This window comes from Flavobacterium sp. ZE23DGlu08 (genome assembly GCF_030505335.1).
Taxonomy (GTDB): domain Bacteria; phylum Bacteroidota; class Bacteroidia; order Flavobacteriales; family Flavobacteriaceae; genus Flavobacterium; species Flavobacterium algoritolerans.
In genome coordinates, this window is sequence record NZ_CP130045.1 from 2126446 (window position 1) to 2144171 (window position 17726).

Consider the following 17726-nt stretch of genomic DNA (forward strand, 5'->3'; position numbering starts at 1 on the left):
AGAGATTGATTTGAATTTCGCAAACTCTGGATTGATATTTACAATTGGTAAGCTTTACATCTGAATTAATTTTGTGGTATTAATTTAAAACAATAATAAACATGGAAATCAAGAACAATAAAATAGCATTAGTTACCGGAGGAAGCCGTGGATTAGGAAAAGATATGGCTTTGAATCTTGCCAAAAAAGGGCTTGATGTAATCCTAACGTACAACAGCAAAAAAACCGAAGCGGATGATGTTGTTGCTGAAATCGAAAAACTGGGGCAAAAAGCAGCAGCCATTCAATTGAATGTTGCTGATGTGAGTAGTTTTGATTTGTTTTTTCAAAATGTAGCGAGCGCTTTGAAAAGCACTTTTGGTGCCGAAAAAATTGATTTTTTAATCAACAATGCAGGTGTTGGACTTCACGAAAGTTTTGCGACAACAAGTACAGCTCAATTTGATGATATGGTTAATATTCAATTCAAAGGACCCTTTTTTCTGACTCAAAAAGCTTTGGAAGTACTGAATGATGGTGGTGGAATTGTAAATATTTCGTCAGGATTGACCCGTTTTTCATTTCCGGGATATTCAACTTATGCGAGTATGAAAGGAGCAATGGAAACATTGACCAAATACCAAGCGAAGGAATTGGGCAAAGAAAAATCAGAGTCAATATTGTGGCTCCGGGTGCAATAGAAACTGATTTTGGTGGAGGAGCCGTTCGTGATAACGAACAATTAAACCAATTGATAGCTTCATTAACAGCTTTAGGACGTGTAGGTTTGCCGGATGACATTGGAAGCGTTGTAGCATTTTTGTGTACAGACGATGCTAAATGGGTGAATGGACAACGCTTAGAAGTTTCGGGAGGAACGAATTTGTAATTTTAAACTGCTGTTTAGAAATACAATAACAGAATATTATTTTATAAAAAAGCTTCCAGTCCTAGTAGGATGGAAGCTTTAAAATTATAGAATATGAGATTTCTAATTCTTCAAATCCTTAATAACTTTGAAAGCTACATCCACTTGTTCTTCGCTCACTAAAATGGTGAACTCATTAGAAGTCGAAATTACTTCATTGATGATGATTCCTTCCCAAGCCAAACGTTGAAAAATAAAATAGTAAATCCCTGGAACGACAATATTTTCTTTAGGTAATTTTACCGTAATCGAAGCCAGATTGTCTAGTTTTTGAATCAATTTTTCATTGGCAAAATGCTTGTCAACTAAGTGATTGATGCTATTGCTTACCACGATATTAGTTTCATTCACACCTCTGGAGGAAGTGTAAAAAATATCCGGAAAAGCATTGATGTCAGTAATTAAGTCGGCTTGCTTGTTCAAAACGGTTTCTGATGCAGCATAAGTATAATCAGTCAAAGCAGAACGAACGGTGATTTCCCCAATATTCTTGATGACTTTGTTAATTTTATGGTTTAACCTGAAGTCTAATTCTTCCGTTAATCTTTTTAAAGCCATTACAACAGCGCCTTGTTTTACTTCTTTGCCAAATTCACTTTCTAATTCGGTCATTATATTTCGGGATAATGACGTTAAATTGATAATTCCAAGTGATAACGCATTCAACAAGAAAGGCTTTGTTTTGATGTAATTTTCTACAATAGAAGAAACAGTTTTCATAATTTCTAAGTTTTTTTAGTTAGTTAGATTTGTAAGTTTAGTTAGTTGTGTGTTAAAAACATGGCAAATGTAAATAAAAAAACAATTTGTTACAAATATAACATTCAAAAAATTACTTAAAAATGAAAAAAAGCATCTATAAGGTGCTCAATTACAAAAGATTTACCTTCTTTATGGATGGCAATTATGTCAAAACGGACTTCAACATCTAAATTTCTTTCGTTTACAAAAGCGTCTACGGCCTTTACAAGTAGCTGAATTTTTTTTGGTTTTACAAAATCCTGAGGCAAACCAAATTCCAAAGAGGAACGCGTTTTGACTTCGACAACGGCGAGTGTATTTTCTTTTTGGGCAAGAATGTCTATTTCGGCTTTTTGAAAGGTCCAATTGGTTTCTAAAATAGTATAGCCGTCTTTCCTAAGAAATTCAACTGCCATTTCTTCTCCAAGTTTTCCGAGCTCGTTGTGTTCCGCCATAAAAAAGTTTTCAGTGTTCAGTTGCAGTATTCAGTTTATAAACTTCTGCAATCAAAAATCAAATTGCCATTATTCAAAAACCAGCGTACTGCATTTTTCATTGACATTAATAGTGACATTATTCCCTAAAATTAAAGCTCTATTGTCTTGAATATGACCGGCTGGAAAATTATACAAGATAGGAATATTGTATTTTTTGGTAACATCCTCGATAATTTCAATGGCATTTTTCCCCCATGGAATATCATTATCCTTCATTTTTGTCATGGAACCCACAACAATTCCTTTGATGCTTTCGAGACAACCGTTTCGTTTTAAATTCATCATCATGCGGTCAATGTGATACAAATATTCGTCTAAATCTTCTATAAACAAGATTTTATCAGCGCAGTCAATCGCTGATGGTGAGCCAAACAAACTGTATAGAATCGATAAGTTTCCGCCTACTAATTCTCCGGTAGCTTTTCCGGGTCTGTTCATCAGGAAAGGATCTATTTCATACGACAATTTTTCACCAAATAACGCAATTCGTAAGGTTTCTATGGCTTGAGGAGTGGCTCTAGGAGCGGTTATTGGCATGATTCCGTGAATGGATTTGTAACCCATAGTATTCAAATGATTGTGTAAAACAGTGACATCGCTAAATCCAACAATCCATTTTGGATTTTTTTTGAACGCAGTAAAATCCAATAAATCAATCATTCGTACAGTTCCATATCCGCCTTTTACACACCAAATGGCTTTGATATTTGGGTTGTCCAGTTGTTGCTGAAAATCGGCAGCGCGTTGTTCGTCAGTTCCGGCTAATTGATCGTTGTCTAAACCTATGGTGCTGCCAATAACAACTTCCAGTCCCCAACTGTGCAACAAATCGATAGCGGGTTTCAGGTTGTCATCTATATTTTTTCTGGCTGTTGCCAAAATTGCTACGGTATCTCCTTTTTGTAAACTTGGTGGTGTAATCATTTTGTATTGGGCTTGACTGTTGAAAGATTGTAAAACAAAAATAAGGAATAGAAATTTATATAAAACAGAATGGTGTAGTGTAAAAGTAAATCGGTTTGCATTCATGTTTTATTGTTTTTCTAAAATATTTGGAATCATGGAGTCTTAAAAGACAAAAACAAAGATAGACAATTAGAAAATAATTTTAAGTTCACGACCAAATGACTATTTTTACAATAAACAGATTCAAAAAGGAATCTAATCAACGACTGGAAATAAATGATGCCTATGAGAATTACGTACTGGATTCCTGTTCTTTTTTTATTTTTTCCAATAGTAAAATCTACTGCACAACAGAAAAAATACGTCATTCATACCGTTGCATTTTATAATTTCGAGAACCTTTTTGACACTATAAATGACCCTGCCACTTTTGATGAAGAATGGACGCCAACCGGTTTGCAACGTTGGACATTTGATAAATACGAAAAGAAACTGGGGAATTTAGCCCGCGTTTTATCTGAAATAGGTTCTGCTGAAAATACTGATTTGCCCACTTTTATTGGCGGGTGCGAAATAGAAAACAGAAGCGTTTTGGAAGATTTAGTCAAGCAACCCAAATTAATAGAGAAAGACTACGGCATCATCCATTTTGATTCGCCCGACAAAAGAGGAATTGATGTGGCGCTGTTGTTTCAAAAAAAGAAATTTCAGCCCACGAGCTACAGCAATATTCCGTTGTATATTTATAAAGAAAGCGGAAATACAAGTGAAAGTAAAGCCAGTTTTGAAGAAAAAACAGATGATGAATTGCAAATAAGCACCAAAAATTATCGGGTTTATACACGAGATCAATTGTTGGTAACCGGATTCCTGGACGGCGAGGAAATCAATATTATTGTCAATCACTGGCCGTCCCGTTCTGGCGGAGAGAAAAAATCAAGTCCGTTTCGGGAAGCCGCCGGAGCATTAAACCGAAAAATAATCGATTCGTTGCAACGGATAAATCCAAATGCAAAAGTGATTACTTTGGGCGATTTAAATGACGGTCCGTATAATAAAAGTGTCAAAATTGGGCTTGGCGCCAAAGCAAAAAAGGCAGAAGTACTTCCTTTTGGGATTTATAATCCATTCGAAGAAATGGCCAAAAAAGGATTTGGAACTATCGCATTTCGGGATGCATGGGATGTTTTTGACCAAATAATGGTTTCCGAAACCTTACTGCAATCAGATTATTCGAGCTTTCGATATTGGAAAGCCGGAATTTATAATAAGTCATTTTTGATACAAACCAGCGGACAATATAAAGGGTATCCGTTGCGACATTCTAACACCGAAATAGGGTTTAGCGACCATTTTCCGGTGTATATTTATTTGATTAAGGAAAAAAAATAACGATTTATTATTTCATAACTTTACATTTAAAATAAAAATCATGGCAATTGCAAAACCTTTCAACCTCAATAAATGGATTAACGAAAACCGTCATCTCCTAAAACCACCCGTTGGTAATAGAAACTTGTACAGGGAATCCGGTGATTATATCGTTATGATTGTTGCGGGTCCAAACGCCCGAAAAGACTACCATTACAACGAAACCGAAGAACTATTTTACCAACTTGAAGGCACCATCAAAGTGATTATTCAAGAAGATGGTGTGCGCAAAGAAATGGAATTGCGTGCCGGTGATATGTACCTTAATCCTGCTAAAATTCCGCATTCTCCGGTACGTTCCGAAGGTTCTATAGGACTTGTCATCGAACGAAAAAGAGCTGGAAAAGGATATACGGATGGTTTATTGTGGTTTTGTGATACCTGCAATCACAAGCTACATGAGGTTTATTTTGAATTGCATAATATCGAGAATGATTTCTTGCCTCATTTTGAACATTTTTACAATTCAGAAAAGTTGAGAACCTGCGAAAAATGTGGCAGTGTAATGGAAACAGATCCAAGATTTGTTGCCAAGAAATAATTTAATGCTGAATTTATTTCAGTTTTAGGAGCTATTTACTTCGTTAGTTCGCTTCGCTCGTGCCCCGCTATTCGTTCTATCTTTTGTGGTCTTGTAAAAAAAATGAGACTACAAAAGGACGCAACTTTTATCGGGACTAAAAAGCGTAAAATAAAAGTAGCAATGTTTAGTTTTTCACCTTAAATCAATATATTTGTAAAAAAATATAACAATTTTTAATAAAAAAGTTACAATGATAACAATAGCAGATCAATTCGGAATCAAAGAAGCCCTTAAGCAATTAGGGATTGAGGAGATAAATGAAGGAACATCAACTGGAGCAGCTAATTTTGCCAACGGAAAAATCATCGAAAGTTATTCGCCAGCAGATGGGACTTTAATTGGAAAAGTAAAAACGTCTTCTAAAGAAGATTATGAAAAAGCAATGCAAAAAGCTTCGGAAGCGTTTTTAGAATGGCGTATGGTTCCAGCTCCTAAAAGAGGTGATATCGTTCGTCAGATGGGAGATGAATTAAGAAAATTCAAAGAGCCTCTTGGGAAACTGGTTTCTTATGAAATGGGAAAAAGTCTTCAGGAAGGATATGGTGAAGTACAAGAAATGATTGATATCTGTGATTTTGCGGTGGGATTATCCCGTCAATTGTACGGATTAACCATGCATTCTGAAAGACCTTTGCACAGAATGTATGAGCAATACCATCCAATAGGAACGGTTGGAATTATTTCGGCGTTTAACTTTCCGGTAGCAGTTTGGAGTTGGAACGCAATGATTGCTTGGGTTTGTGGTGATGTTGCGATTTGGAAACCAAGTTCAAAAGTACCTTTATGTGGAGTGGCTTGTCAAAATATTATCAAAACAGTTTTAAAAAGAAATAACGTTCCCGAAGGTGTTAGTTGTTTAGTAACAGGTAACGAATCAGGAGATTTAATCAATAATGACAAAAGAATTTCGTTGGTTTCTTTTACAGGATCAACCAGAATAGGACGTCACGTATCAAAAACCGTTGCAGAACGTTTTGGAAATACCATCCTTGAATTAGGAGGAAACAATGCGATTATTGTTTCGGAACATGCGGATATCAGTATGGTATTGGTTGGAGCCGTTTTTGGAGCGGTAGGAACAGCAGGACAACGTTGTACATCGACCAGACGTTTAATCATTCACGAAAGTGTGTATGACAAAACCATCAGCGTATTGAAAAACGCGTACGGTCAATTGCAAATAGGAAATCCATTAGATGAGAATAATCACGTTGGGCCACTTATCGATAAAGGAGCTGTTAAGGATTATTTGGATGCGATTGAAAGTGCCAAAAAAGAAGGCGGAAAAATCATCGTTGAAGGCGGATTGGTTGAAGGCGAAGGATATGAAAGTGGTTGTTATGTAAGACCATGTATCATTGAAGCTGAGAATCACTTTGACATCGTTCAAACAGAAACTTTTGCCCCTATTTTATATGTAATGAAATACAGCACAATTGAAGAAGCGATTGCATTGCAAAACGGAGTTCCACAAGGACTTTCTTCTTCTATTTTTACAAACAGCATGAGAGAAATGGAATTATTCCTTTCTCAATCGGGTTCTGATTGTGGAATTGCCAATGTAAATATTGGTACTTCAGGAGCAGAAATTGGTGGTGCTTTTGGTGGTGAAAAAGAAACCGGTGGCGGACGCGAATCTGGTTCTGATGCTTGGAAAGCCTACATGAGAAGACAAACTAATACGATCAATTACGGAACCCAATTGCCATTGGCACAAGGAATCAAATTTGATTTGTAGAAACAAAATAAAACAAACTAAAAAAGGCAATTTGAATAGTTCAAATTGCCTTTTTTTATTCAAATTGCTTCGTAAACGTTGCAAATAATCTTTTTACAGATTGAAAGAAGCGCCAATATTAAACGTAAACTGGTTGTTTAATTTATCAAAACCTACGGCATCCGTTTTATAAGTTGCGATTGGAATTCCAGCTTCGGAGAAAATACCAAAACCTTCGGTAAAGAAATAACGGAATCCTAAATGCGCACCAAAATTTCGTAGCCCTAAATCCAATCCCGGGTAAATATCCATCTTTGGATCAAATTGAAAAACATTCCCCAAGTTTGCATTGAATTGTCCTTTAATATCTACTCTGTCTCCAAAATCAGGTTTGTTTCCTAAATCATCATTAGAAACGGATAACAAATAAGAAGTAACGAATCCGAATGACATGTTTTCTCCAACTCCAAAATCAGAAGAAACACGAATTCCAGATCCTCCGTTTTGAAAGTTACCTCCAACATCAAATTTAACATCTCCTTTTCCTTTGAAAGCCTGTGCATTGATCAAACCAACTGTCAATAGCAATACTAATGTGGTAATCTTTTTCATACTTTTAATTTTTTAAGTGGGTGCAAAAGTAGCGCAATAAAACCTAATTTCTTCCTTTTTCGTCAAAATACAATTGATTCAAGGGTTCGCTTTGCCAAAATTCCTTAGTGTCAACATCCATAATGGTTAATGGACCTTTGAAGGCAGCGCCAGTATCCACATTCCAAATATTTGCCTTTTGAATTGGGGTTGTTTCGCCTATTCGCGTAACGGGCGTGTGACCAATATAAATTTCGTTGTATAGCGTAAGACGTTTTGGGTAGAAAATGTCATTCGTTTTCAGGGTTTTGTCTAATGCCAAAGCTGTTTCCCATAAGGTTCTGTCCCAATAAAAAAGCCCGGGAAAATATTCAAAATCGACACCGTTCATATTGGTAAAACCAGCATGAACAAACAAACGGCGTTGCTCGTCCAGATAAAAATTTTCTAATGATTTCAAGAATTCAATATGTTTTTGCTTTGTTTCTGCGCTAACGGATTCGTAGGCCAAAACAGTCGCTTCACCACCATGTTTGTACCACAACAGATTGTCTTTACTTTCGTCAAGCCATTCCAGCAATAAATCATCATGATTCCCTCTAATGCAAACGCAGTTTTGTTTGGTTTTTAAATCAATTATAAAATCGAGTACCTGAGGGGATTGGCTCCAGCCATCAACATAATCTCCCAGAAAAATCAGAGTGTCATTTTTAGTAACGTTGGCTCTTTCCATAATTTGGTGCAATGCTCGTAAACCACCGTGGATATCGCCTATAACAAGTGTTCTCATGTACTGAATGTTCTTTATTAGTGTAAAAACAGCCAAAAAATAACGCTGTTTCCAAGTCATAAAATTAAGTAAAAGAGTGATGAAGTATGCTACTTTAACTTATTTTTTTAAATAAATTAAAAGGAACGGTATTTTAAAGATTGTAATTTTTATGAAAAACAGAATAGGAATTTCTTCAGAATGCTGTTTTAATCAGGGAACAAAATATCACTGTTTTAGGTGATGTTTTTTTTATTTTTTAAGATTAACTTTACAAAAAATAAACCACTATAAAATGAGTGCACTTCTTGCGTTATCGTTACTTTTGGCTAAAATGATCTGTCAGGTTTTAAAAGAATTATTGGCTTTGATTTAGAATAATAAATCAATACTGTCATTTTAAAAACCATTTTCAATCAGATAAATGCTCCAAATTCATATGAAAATATACCTGCAAATACTGTTTTGTTTCTTTTTGTTAAGTTGTACATCCCATAAAAACACAACCAATGCTAAAGTCAATAACCAAGCATTTGAGGTCAAATCAGATAGTGCCAGTTGGTTGGACAGTTCCAGAAACAGGTTGATTCCGGTTGCGTTTTATTCCCCAATTGTAGAGGATAAAATTTCAAATCAACAATTGGTAATTGTGAGTCACGGTTATGGAGAAAATAAACCGGGCGCAAATAAATCGTATTCCTATCTGACGAAGAAGTTAGCGTCCAAAGGCTATTTTGTAGTGAGTATCCAGCATGAATTACCAACCGATGATTTGTTGCCTTTGACAGGAATTCCTCAAGTGGTACGACGATCAAATTGGGAAAGAGGAGCAGAGAATATCCTGTTTGTTCTTAATGAACTGAAAAGAATAAAACCAGAATTAGATTTCAATCATGTAAACCTAGTTGGACATTCCAATGGAGGTGATATGACGGTTTTATTTGCTCATAAATACCCGAATTTGGCCAATAAAATAATTTCATTAGATAACCGCAGAATGGAATTACCCAGAACTTTTCAGCCTAAAATCTACTCGCTTCGTTCCAGCGACCAGCCTGCTGACGAGGGAGTTTTACCTACTGTTGAAGAGCAGAAAAAGTTCGGAATTAAAATTATTAAACTCTCCAATACCATTCATAATGACATGAATGACAGAGGAAATAAAAGGCAGAAAAAAGAAATTAATGCTTATATATTGGATTTTCTTGCCGTGTAGAACCTATAAAATAAGTGTAGTTACTGTACATCATATTTCATCTTTCTCAAAATCCGTAATGCTTCTTTAAACGATAAATACACTTGGTTGAAAGGTTTTATCAGTGTTTTTGCATCTATCAGTTTTTGTTTGGCTTCTTCAAAACCGTTGAGGTAACAAATCATAAATGTTGAGGGCAAGTTTTCTAAATCTTTGTGTTCCCGCTCAGATAATGAAAGTCCTTTTTGGAGTTTGTTCAGCAAAGTAATATTGGCATTGTAAATATGAAATAACATTTTTTTGTTGAATTCCGGCGGCTGAAAAAGCATCTCTCTTTCTATTTTATAATAGCCATTATCATGAAAATGAATCGTTTGTTTTTCTAAAGGATAATAGCTTGTTTTGTCATTCAAACCCAAAGGAACATATTCAATAATAGTGAAAGTATCTTCATTATAAACAATTTCGACCACATCCTGAGCCGAATAAAACAGCTTGATTTGTTCATTGATCAGTTCGATATCCACACGTGATAAATAGGTTTTTTCCCGCGATTTTTTTGCAATTCCTGCCCAGCAAATCACAAATAATTCTTTGAATACTTTATACTTTGGCGCCATATCCTTGTGGCGAAAATTCATAAAATCAATCACGCCATCTAGTGTGTATTCGATGCTGTTTCGAGAGTTGTTTTCGATGCCAATTACGGTTTCCGTATTCTGGTAATTCTTTTCAATTTCGCCTTCAATAGGCATCGTGTTACTGCCTCGCCGTATGAAAATACTGTTGGCAGGAATCGTGTGAATTCCTTTTTTGAAATGGGAAGTTTTGCTTTTTGGCTTGACCGTTACCAACCCAATAACTTTATCTTTCGGCAAGTTTGGGAAAGGCACGTTTTCGTACTGAATTTTCGGAGGATTTTCCAGGTAGGCATTCACTAAATTCTGAATCCTACTATCGTCAAAAAAGTCATCGCCCACGATAGTGTTGTCTTGATCTTCAACACCCACAACGATATAGGAATTGTTCGTGGGATTTGAATTGGACAGCGCGCAAATGTGTTTTAAAAACTTTGCTTTTCCTTCCCGTGTATGCAAATTCAACTGGCGCTTTTTATCATAAAAACTACTCTCATCATTGTGAGCGAGCAGGTTTTTAATAAGAATGCGTTTGTTGATCATACAATTAGATTTTTAGATTTCTTAGACCGTTGGATTCTTAGACTCTCTAAATAATCTAAAAATCCAACAATCTAAAAATCAATTTTAAATATCTCTTTTTAAAATTGTAGCAGCGGCTTGTGCTGTTGGCAAGACCATCAAATCGGCAATATTTACATGATACGGTCTGGAAACTACAAAATGAATAATATCAGCGATATCTTCTGGATGTAATGGCTCAAAACCTTTATAAACATTGGCCGCTCTGTCTGTATCGCCTTTGAAACGCACTTCGCTAAATTCGGTTTCTACTGCGCCAGGATGAATTGCTCCCACCCGAATTCCATAAGGATTTAAGTCCATGCGCATGGCTTGGTTCAAGGCATCAACAGCATGTTTGGAGGCGCAATAAACGTTTCCGTTTGGGTATACTTCTTTTCCGGCGATGGAACCAATGTTGATAATATGACCTGATTTTCGTTCAATCATTTGTGGAATTATAGCTTTTGAAACATATAAAAGCCCTTTTACATTGATGTCAATCATGGCGTCCCAATCGTCTAAATCTCCGTTTTGAATAGGATCTAAACCATGGGCATTTCCGGCATTATTAATTAAAACATCAATTTTAGAAAAAGCTTCCGGAATGGAATTGATACTCTCAAAAACCGCTTTTTTATCCCGAACATCAAAGGTCAAAGTATGTACTTCAGTAAATGCTGAAAGTTCTTTTTCAAGAGTAATTAAACGATCTTCACGGCGTCCGCAAAGAATAATTTTATAATTATTTTTAGCTAATATTTGTGCTGTTGCTTTACCAATTCCGCTGGTTGCTCCAGTCACTAAGGCTGTTTTAGTCATGAGTTTTTTTCTATTTTAGATTCTAAAGTTGCTGAAATGAACACTAATTCTAGGCTACATCATTTCCCATGCTTGCTGCCCAAATAGCAAACCAATCTTCTTTGTCTAGTTCTAATTCGACCGCTTTCATCAGCGATTGAATTCGGGCCACATTTACTGTTCCGGCAATAGGAATCACATTAGCAGGGTGTTTTAAAATCCAGGAAAGCAAAATAGTATCGGAGCCAAAATGGTATTTTGAAACTAAGGTCGCCAGTAATTTTTTCAAACGTCTGGTTTGTGGAATGTCTTCTCTAAAAACGGATCCAAGCGGATTCCAAGACATCGGGCGAATGTTGTTTGCTTGCATATAATCAAAACTTCCATCCACCATAGGCTCAAAATTAGTGGCCGAAAACTGCACTTGATTGTACAAAATTTCTGTTTTTTGACGGATCAATTCGGTTTGTGAAGCCGTGAAATTAGAAAGACCAAAATCAATGATTTTACCATCTGATTTTAGTTTCAAAACTGCTTCGGCAATTTCATCCGCTTGCATTAACGGGCTGGGTCTATGGAGTAAAAGAACATCCAGATAATCAGTGTGTAGATTTTTTAATGAATTTTCAACGGACCAGATAATATAATCTTTGGAATATTCATAATGTTTTATAGTGTTGATGCGGTTTTCCGTCACCATTTGAATACCACATTTGGAGATTAATTGTATTTTTTCTCTGGCAATTTTACTAGATGCAAAGGCTTTTCCAAAATCAGATTCGGTGGTATAATCACCATATATATCGGCATGATCGAAAGTAGTAATTTTGTTTTCCAAACATACATTAATCATGTTTTCCATTTCTTTGGTATTGAGATTTTTATCCCATATTCCCCAATTCATGACACCCGCTACAATAGGTGATAATTTTGTTTTATTCATGGTTTTTATTTTTTATTGAAATTCATTAATCTGCTATTTCAAGGTATATTTTTCAAAGTTCTTAAAAATATAAAAATTGTATCATAATTCGTCCTTAAAATTAGGGCTTTTGTCGAAGTTTTAACCATTTTTTAACATCTTACTTCTAAAAAAAAATTCAATTTGCACCATCAAAACGAGGGCATTAAATTCAAGGTTTTAAAAATAATAAAATGGAAGAAAATACAGCGACTTTAGACATCAGAGCAATCAATGAAAAAATAGAAAGAGAGAGTGCTTTTATAGACCTTCTCACAATGGAAATGAACAAGGTTATCGTGGGTCAAAAGCATATGGTGGAGCGTTTGTTAATTGGACTTTTGGGTCAGGGGCACATTTTGCTGGAAGGAGTTCCCGGATTAGCAAAAACATTAGCGATAAACACTCTTTCACAAGCGGTACAAGGATCTTTCAGCAGAATACAGTTTACCCCGGATTTATTGCCAGCCGATGTTGTGGGGACTATGATTTATAATATTAAAGCCAATGAATTTTCGATAAAAAAAGGACCAATTTTCGCTAATTTCGTCCTTGCCGATGAGATTAACCGTGCGCCTGCCAAAGTACAATCGGCATTACTGGAAGCCATGCAGGAAAAGCAAGTGACTATTGGTGATACTACTTTCAAATTAGACCGACCATTCTTGGTTTTGGCGACTCAAAATCCAATTGAACAAGAAGGAACATACCAACTGCCTGAAGCTCAAGTCGATCGTTTCATGTTGAAAACAGTTATTGATTATCCAAAAATGGAAGACGAGCGTTTAGTGATTCGTCAAAACCTAAAAGGGAGTTACGAAAAAGTAAATCCTGTGGTTTCAGTAGAACAAATTTTACGTGCTCAAGAAGCGGTTCGTGAGGTTTATATGGATGAAAAAATAGAAAAATACATACTTGATATCATTTTCGCCACACGTTACCCAGAGAAATATAAATTGGCTGATTTGAAACCATTAATCAGTTTTGGAGCGTCGCCACGTGGAAGTATCAATTTGGCGAATGCCGCAAAATGCTACGCTTTTATCAAACGTCGTGGCTATGTAATTCCAGAAGATGTTCGTGCTGTAGTTCATGATGTGTTGCGTCACAGAATTGGAGTTACCTACGAAGCCGAAGCCGAAAATATTACTTCAGTAGACATCATAAACAAAATCGTAAACGAAGTAGAAGTACCCTAAAAGTGAATAGTAATAAGTGAATAGTAATTAGCCTTGGTTGGTTACTATTCACTATTCACTAATTACTAATTACTAAAGAAATGGATACAAAAGACCTCTTAAAAAAAGTACGGAAAATAGAAATCAAAACCCGAAGATTGAGCGATCACATCTTTTCGGGAGAGTATCATACGTCTTTCAAAGGACGTGGAATGACGTTCAGTGAAGTGCGTCAATACCAGTACGGAGATGATATTCGTGCGATTGATTGGAATGTAACCGCACGTTACAACGAAGCGCACGTAAAAGTTTTTGAGGAAGAACGTGAATTGACCATGATGTTAATGGTTGATATTTCAGGTTCAGAAAGTTTTGGTTCAAAAAATCAATTCAAGAAAGATATTGTTACGGAGATTGCTGCAACGATGGCTTTTTCGGCAACTCAAAACAATGATAAAATAGGTTTGATTTTGTTTTCGGATGAAATCGAATTATACATTCCGCCAAAAAAAGGAAGATCACACGTACTTCGAATCATTCGAGAATTGATAGAATTTCAGCCTAAAAGTCGTAAGACAGATATTGCCCAAGCCTTGAAATTTTTATCGGGAACTCAAAAAAAGAAAGCGATTGTGTTTGTAATTTCTGATTTCATGTCGGAAGATTACGAGCAAACATTAAAAATAGCCTCTAAAAAACATGATATAACAGGGATTCGCGTATACGACATTCGAGAAGAAAAAATGCCGGATTTAGGAATGGTTTCTATGCTTGACGCCGAAACCGGAGCAATCGAATTGATAAATACCGGTTCGAAAGCAGTGCGAATGAATTATGAAAAACAGTACCACGATAAAGTTAACTATTTTAAAGAAACATTCAGCAAATCAGGTTCAGGTGTTGTAAATACTAGAGTTGACGAAAGTTATGTGACGAAATTGCTGAGTTACTTTAAATCGAGATGATGATTTCAGATTTTTGATTAACGATTTTTGATTTCAGATTTTGTAGAAGTGGGAAATAGATTTTAAACGGGTAAAATAAAAATATAAACTTAATAAGTGAATAAGCAAGAATTAGAAAATAGATTGATAGATTTTGCAGCAACAATAATAATCGTTGCAAGCAAATTTGAAAAAAACTATGCTGGGAATCATCTTGCTGGGCAAATAATTAGATCTGGAACTTCTCCTGCTTTAAATTATGGAGAGGCACAAAGTGCAGAAAGCAGTAAAGATTTTATTCATAAAATGGGCATTTGTTTAAAAGAATTAAAAGAAAGCTTTGTTTGTTTAAAAATTATTGAAAAATCAAATTTAACGTCCGATTTAACAAATCTAACTATTGCAAAAACTGAGGCTAATGAGCTAATTTCTATTTTCGTATCAAGTATTAAAACAGCTAAAACAAATCTGAAATAAATTTAGATTTTTGATGAAAAGCGAATCGAAGTTTCGGGATCAAATCTGAAATCAAAAATCGTTAATCCTCAGTCAAAAATCGAAAGAGGTTCAATAATAAAAGATGAAAAAACAATTATACCTACTACTATTACTGCTTTCTACAGCTGTTTTTGCACAACAAAAACAAGTAGTTACGAGCATTGATACAACTAAAAATAAAATTGGTGCCGAGTTTAAACTGTCTATAAAAACAACGGTAGATACCGCTTCAAAAGTGATTTTTCCAAAACTAAAAAACTTTGGTGCTTTAGAGGTGATTCAGTCATATCCTATTGATACTGTGAAAATGGATGGCCGTTATGAATTAATCAAAAAATACGGTTTAACCCAATTTGATTCCGGTAGATATGTTGTTCCAAGTATAAAGATTTTTATCGACAGCAAACCGTTTATGACGGATTCGCTTTTGGTTGAAGTGGCAAATGTTCAAGTGGATACTTTGAAACAAAAAATGTTCGACATTAAGGACATTGCACCAGCAGATAATCCAATAGGCGACTGGTGGAAATACCTGTTAATTTTTGCTTTGATTATTGGTATTGGAGCGTTTATTTATTGGTTCATTAAAAAACGCCAAGAAAAGAAACTACAGGAAGAAATCTATAAAACGCCAATCGAGAAAGCGACTAGTTTGCTGGATACTTTAGAGAAAAAAGAACTTTGGCAAAAAGGGGAAGTCAAAGCATATTATAGTGAATTGACGGATATAGCCAGAAATTATATCGAAGAAGCGATAGAAATTCCAGCAATGGAAAGTACGACTTCAGAATTGATTCAAGGACTTAGAGCGGCTTCTGTCAAAAAGAAAATGACGCTTTCACAGGAAATCATCGAAAATCTGGAGCGTGTTTTGAAACAAGCCGATTTAGTAAAATTTGCCAAGTCAAAACCACTGGATTTTGAAATTACCGAGGATCGAAATAAGATTCAAAAAGCAATTCTGACATTAGACAATTCAATTCCTGTGGAAGTACCAGTTGAAGAAGATGTGTTGTTGAATGAAGCGCAAAGACAAAAGCAGATACAAATTCAATTGCGTAAACAAAGAAATAAACGTATTGTTACTGCCGTAGCATCTGTTGTATTTTTATTGGCAGCGACCACAACTTTTTTCATTGTAACCAAAGGATTTAGTTATGTAAAAGACAATATCATTGGTCATCCTACCAAAGAATTATTGGAAGGAGAGTGGGTAAAAAGTGATTATGGAAATCCAGGAGTTATTATAGAAACACCAAAAGTGCTTAAGAGAGTAGATTTGACAAAAACACTTCCTAAAGATGGAATGGCTTTGATCAAAGAAATGCAGTCTTTTGCGTATGGAAGTGCTTTGGATCCTTTTTATCTGATGGTTTCTACTTTAAAATTTAAACAGGAGACACAAATAGATTTGGCTAAATCTATGGATGGAATATTGCAATCAATGGAAGCTCAAGGCGCACAAAATATGATTGTGAAGCAAGAGGAATTTGAAACCAAAGAAGGGGTTAAAGGCATTAAAGCCTATGGTACTTTTTCGCAAATTAATGGAGATGATAAGTCAAGTGCAAAAATGTATTATGAAGCATTACTGTTTAGTCAGGAAGGTGGATTACAACAGATTTTACTTTTTCATGAAGAAGGAGATACCTATGCAAATGAAATATCAGAACGAGTTTTGAACTCTGTCGAATTAAAACAAGCAAGTAAATAATGACTAAAGTAACTTTTTTAAACCCAGAGTTTTTTTGGTTGTTTCTTCTGATTCCAGTAGCAATTGTATGGTTGTTACGGAAAAAGAACCATCAATCAGCCACATTAAAAATAAGTTCGTTACAAGGATTTAAAGGTTCCAAGTCGTATTTAACAAAGCTAAAGCCGATGTTGAATGTACTTAGAATTCTGGCTTTGTGCTCTTTGATTATTGCTATGGCAAGACCAAGAACAGTTGATGTAAGTAATAAAACAAAAACGACCAAAGGAATTGATATTGTTATGGCAATTGACGTTTCTGGAAGTATGCTTGCTAAAGATTTGAAACCGGATCGAATGCAAGCACTTAAAAAACTGGCGTCAGACTTTGTTGAAGAAAGACCAAACGATAGAATTGGGCTTGTGGTGTATGCTTCGGAAGCGTATACAAAAACACCGGTAACCAGCGATAAAGCGGTTATTCTGGATGCTATCAGAAGTATAAAATACGATAATGTTTTAGTGGACGGAACGGGAATAGGAATGGGATTGGCCACTGCCGTAAACCGATTAAAAGACAGTAAAGCAAAGAGTAAAGTGGTTATTTTGATGACTGACGGAGTAAATAATGCCGGATTTATTGAACCGGATACAGCTTCTGACATTGCAAAACAATACGGAATAAAAGTATATACAATAGGAATAGGAACAAACGGAATGGCGATGTTTCCCTATGCTATTGCGCCAAATGGAAAATTTCTTTTCCAAATGATGAAAGTGGAGATTGATGAGCAAATGATGAGAAAAATTGCTAATAATACGGGTGGAAAATATTTTAGAGCAACGAGCAACAGCAAATTAGCCGAAATTTATGCAACAATAAACAAGTTAGAAACCACTGAAATCGAAGAATTGAAATTTTATGATTATGATGAAAAATTTAGGCCATTTGTATGGTTAGCCGGTTTTTTATTATTGTTTGAATTAGGATTGCGAAATACAGTTTTTAAAAGCTTTATATAATATTTAAAAACACAAAAGACTAGAAGTCTTTAAGGGAATGAGTTTAGATAGTTAGTAAACTTTGCGCCTTCTTTGTGAACTTAGCGGTTAAAA

General features: G+C 35.4%; 17 protein-coding genes and 1 pseudogene. 10 read left to right on the plus strand and 8 right to left on the minus strand.

What is annotated here, in order from left to right; translation table 11 throughout:
- Nucleotides 1-101: 101 nt before the first annotated feature.
- A pseudogene (locus Q1W72_RS09225) lies at nucleotides 102-868 on the plus strand (SDR family NAD(P)-dependent oxidoreductase).
- Between the two features lie 102 nt (nucleotides 869-970).
- On the opposite strand, the gene Q1W72_RS09230 reads toward Q1W72_RS09225, so the two are convergent.
- From Q1W72_RS09230 to Q1W72_RS09240, 3 genes are all read right to left on the minus strand, one after another.
- Nucleotides 971-1627: an aspartate kinase gene (locus Q1W72_RS09230; RefSeq protein WP_099714067.1), complete on the minus strand. Its 657-nt coding sequence runs from the start codon at nucleotides 1625-1627 to the stop codon at nucleotides 971-973.
- Between the two features lie 116 nt (nucleotides 1628-1743).
- A complete protein-coding gene (locus Q1W72_RS09235; protein WP_099714068.1) occupies nucleotides 1744-2103 on the minus strand; it encodes a YraN family protein in 360 nt (119 codons plus the stop codon).
- A gap of 69 nt (nucleotides 2104-2172) precedes the next feature.
- Nucleotides 2173-3069: an LD-carboxypeptidase gene (locus tag Q1W72_RS09240; protein WP_199074826.1), complete on the minus strand. Its 897-nt coding sequence runs from the start codon at nucleotides 3067-3069 to the stop codon at nucleotides 2173-2175.
- 267 nt (nucleotides 3070-3336) lie between these two features.
- On the opposite strand from Q1W72_RS09240, the gene Q1W72_RS09245 reads away from it, so the two are divergent.
- The 3 genes from Q1W72_RS09245 (at nucleotide 3337) to Q1W72_RS09255 (ending at nucleotide 6803) form a co-directional block, all read left to right on the plus strand.
- Complete coding sequence (locus Q1W72_RS09245; RefSeq protein ID WP_302134869.1) at nucleotides 3337-4443, plus strand: endonuclease/exonuclease/phosphatase family protein; 1107 nt, start codon at nucleotides 3337-3339, stop codon at nucleotides 4441-4443.
- 40 nt (nucleotides 4444-4483) lie between these two features.
- Entirely contained in the window at nucleotides 4484-5023 is a 540-nt protein-coding gene (locus Q1W72_RS09250; RefSeq protein WP_099714070.1) for a 3-hydroxyanthranilate 3,4-dioxygenase, read from the plus strand.
- Between the two features lie 232 nt (nucleotides 5024-5255).
- Nucleotides 5256-6803: an aldehyde dehydrogenase family protein gene (locus tag Q1W72_RS09255; protein ID WP_099714071.1), complete on the plus strand. Its 1548-nt coding sequence runs from the start codon at nucleotides 5256-5258 to the stop codon at nucleotides 6801-6803.
- 93 nt (nucleotides 6804-6896) lie between these two features.
- Here the strand turns inward: Q1W72_RS09255 and Q1W72_RS09260 are convergent, their stop codons facing one another.
- Together Q1W72_RS09260 and Q1W72_RS09265 are read right to left on the minus strand one after the other, a co-directional pair.
- On the minus strand, nucleotides 6897-7394 hold the full coding sequence (locus tag Q1W72_RS09260; RefSeq protein WP_302134871.1) for a DUF6646 family protein: 498 nt from the start codon (nucleotides 7392-7394) through the stop codon (nucleotides 6897-6899).
- A 43-nt stretch (nucleotides 7395-7437) separates the two neighbouring features.
- Complete coding sequence (locus tag Q1W72_RS09265) at nucleotides 7438-8163, minus strand: metallophosphoesterase family protein (protein ID WP_099716239.1); 726 nt, start codon at nucleotides 8161-8163, stop codon at nucleotides 7438-7440.
- A 418-nt stretch (nucleotides 8164-8581) separates the two neighbouring features.
- Between Q1W72_RS09265 and Q1W72_RS09270 the strand changes: the two genes are divergently transcribed.
- Nucleotides 8582-9358: an alpha/beta hydrolase gene (locus tag Q1W72_RS09270; protein WP_099714073.1), complete on the plus strand. Its 777-nt coding sequence runs from the start codon at nucleotides 8582-8584 to the stop codon at nucleotides 9356-9358.
- A gap of 20 nt (nucleotides 9359-9378) precedes the next feature.
- Here the strand turns inward: Q1W72_RS09270 and Q1W72_RS09275 are convergent, their stop codons facing one another.
- The 3 genes from Q1W72_RS09275 to Q1W72_RS09285 all read right to left on the minus strand — a co-directional run bounded on the left by Q1W72_RS09275 (nucleotide 9379) and on the right by Q1W72_RS09285 (nucleotide 12280).
- Complete coding sequence (locus tag Q1W72_RS09275) at nucleotides 9379-10518, minus strand: ATP-binding protein (protein WP_099714074.1); 1140 nt, start codon at nucleotides 10516-10518, stop codon at nucleotides 9379-9381.
- A gap of 84 nt (nucleotides 10519-10602) precedes the next feature.
- Nucleotides 10603-11358, minus strand: coding sequence for an SDR family NAD(P)-dependent oxidoreductase (locus tag Q1W72_RS09280; RefSeq protein ID WP_099714075.1), 756 nt, complete (start codon nucleotides 11356-11358; stop codon nucleotides 10603-10605).
- Between the two features lie 49 nt (nucleotides 11359-11407).
- Nucleotides 11408-12280 (minus strand): aldo/keto reductase family oxidoreductase, encoded by an 873-nt coding sequence (locus tag Q1W72_RS09285; protein WP_099714076.1) that lies wholly within the window; start codon nucleotides 12278-12280, stop codon nucleotides 11408-11410.
- A 212-nt stretch (nucleotides 12281-12492) separates the two neighbouring features.
- Between Q1W72_RS09285 and Q1W72_RS09290 the strand changes: the two genes are divergently transcribed.
- The 5 genes from Q1W72_RS09290 (at nucleotide 12493) to Q1W72_RS09310 (ending at nucleotide 17633) form a co-directional block, all read left to right on the plus strand.
- Nucleotides 12493-13497 (plus strand): MoxR family ATPase, encoded by a 1005-nt coding sequence (locus Q1W72_RS09290; RefSeq protein ID WP_099714077.1) that lies wholly within the window; start codon nucleotides 12493-12495, stop codon nucleotides 13495-13497.
- Between the two features lie 80 nt (nucleotides 13498-13577).
- Nucleotides 13578-14441: a DUF58 domain-containing protein gene (locus tag Q1W72_RS09295; protein WP_099714078.1), complete on the plus strand. Its 864-nt coding sequence runs from the start codon at nucleotides 13578-13580 to the stop codon at nucleotides 14439-14441.
- Between the two features lie 96 nt (nucleotides 14442-14537).
- The gene (locus Q1W72_RS09300; RefSeq protein ID WP_099714079.1) at nucleotides 14538-14897 is read left to right on the plus strand and encodes a four helix bundle protein; all 360 of its coding nucleotides are present in this window, start codon (nucleotides 14538-14540) and stop codon (nucleotides 14895-14897) included.
- A gap of 103 nt (nucleotides 14898-15000) precedes the next feature.
- A complete protein-coding gene (locus Q1W72_RS09305; RefSeq protein ID WP_099714080.1) occupies nucleotides 15001-16632 on the plus strand; it encodes a hypothetical protein in 1632 nt (543 codons plus the stop codon).
- Nucleotides 16632-17633, plus strand: coding sequence for a VWA domain-containing protein (locus Q1W72_RS09310; protein WP_099714081.1), 1002 nt, complete (start codon nucleotides 16632-16634; stop codon nucleotides 17631-17633). Before Q1W72_RS09305 ends, Q1W72_RS09310 begins: the two co-directional genes overlap by 1 nt.
- Nucleotides 17634-17726 lie beyond the last annotated feature (93 nt).

Coding starts and splice junctions, on each gene's coding strand:
- Q1W72_RS09265 (WP_099716239.1), bottom strand. CDS start 8,163: ATGAGAACACTTGTTATAGGCGATATCCACGGTGGTTTACGAGCATTG.
- Q1W72_RS09250 (WP_099714070.1), top strand. CDS start 4,484: ATGGCAATTGCAAAACCTTTCAACCTCAATAAATGGATTAACGAAAAC.
- Q1W72_RS09310 (WP_099714081.1), top strand. CDS start 16,632: ATGACTAAAGTAACTTTTTTAAACCCAGAGTTTTTTTGGTTGTTTCTT.
- Q1W72_RS09280 (WP_099714075.1), bottom strand. CDS start 11,358: ATGACTAAAACAGCCTTAGTGACTGGAGCAACCAGCGGAATTGGTAAA.
- Q1W72_RS09290 (WP_099714077.1), top strand. CDS start 12,493: ATGGAAGAAAATACAGCGACTTTAGACATCAGAGCAATCAATGAAAAA.
- Q1W72_RS09235 (WP_099714068.1), bottom strand. CDS start 2,103: ATGGCGGAACACAACGAGCTCGGAAAACTTGGAGAAGAAATGGCAGTT.
- Q1W72_RS09230 (WP_099714067.1), bottom strand. CDS start 1,627: ATGAAAACTGTTTCTTCTATTGTAGAAAATTACATCAAAACAAAGCCT.
- Q1W72_RS09295 (WP_099714078.1), top strand. CDS start 13,578: ATGGATACAAAAGACCTCTTAAAAAAAGTACGGAAAATAGAAATCAAA.
- Q1W72_RS09285 (WP_099714076.1), bottom strand. CDS start 12,280: ATGAATAAAACAAAATTATCACCTATTGTAGCGGGTGTCATGAATTGG.
- Q1W72_RS09270 (WP_099714073.1), top strand. CDS start 8,582: ATGAAAATATACCTGCAAATACTGTTTTGTTTCTTTTTGTTAAGTTGT.
- Q1W72_RS09260 (WP_302134871.1), bottom strand. CDS start 7,394: ATGAAAAAGATTACCACATTAGTATTGCTATTGACAGTTGGTTTGATC.
- Q1W72_RS09305 (WP_099714080.1), top strand. CDS start 15,001: ATGAAAAAACAATTATACCTACTACTATTACTGCTTTCTACAGCTGTT.
- Q1W72_RS09245 (WP_302134869.1), top strand. CDS start 3,337: ATGAGAATTACGTACTGGATTCCTGTTCTTTTTTTATTTTTTCCAATA.
- Q1W72_RS09255 (WP_099714071.1), top strand. CDS start 5,256: ATGATAACAATAGCAGATCAATTCGGAATCAAAGAAGCCCTTAAGCAA.
- Q1W72_RS09240 (WP_199074826.1), bottom strand. CDS start 3,069: ATGATTACACCACCAAGTTTACAAAAAGGAGATACCGTAGCAATTTTG.
- Q1W72_RS09275 (WP_099714074.1), bottom strand. CDS start 10,518: ATGATCAACAAACGCATTCTTATTAAAAACCTGCTCGCTCACAATGAT.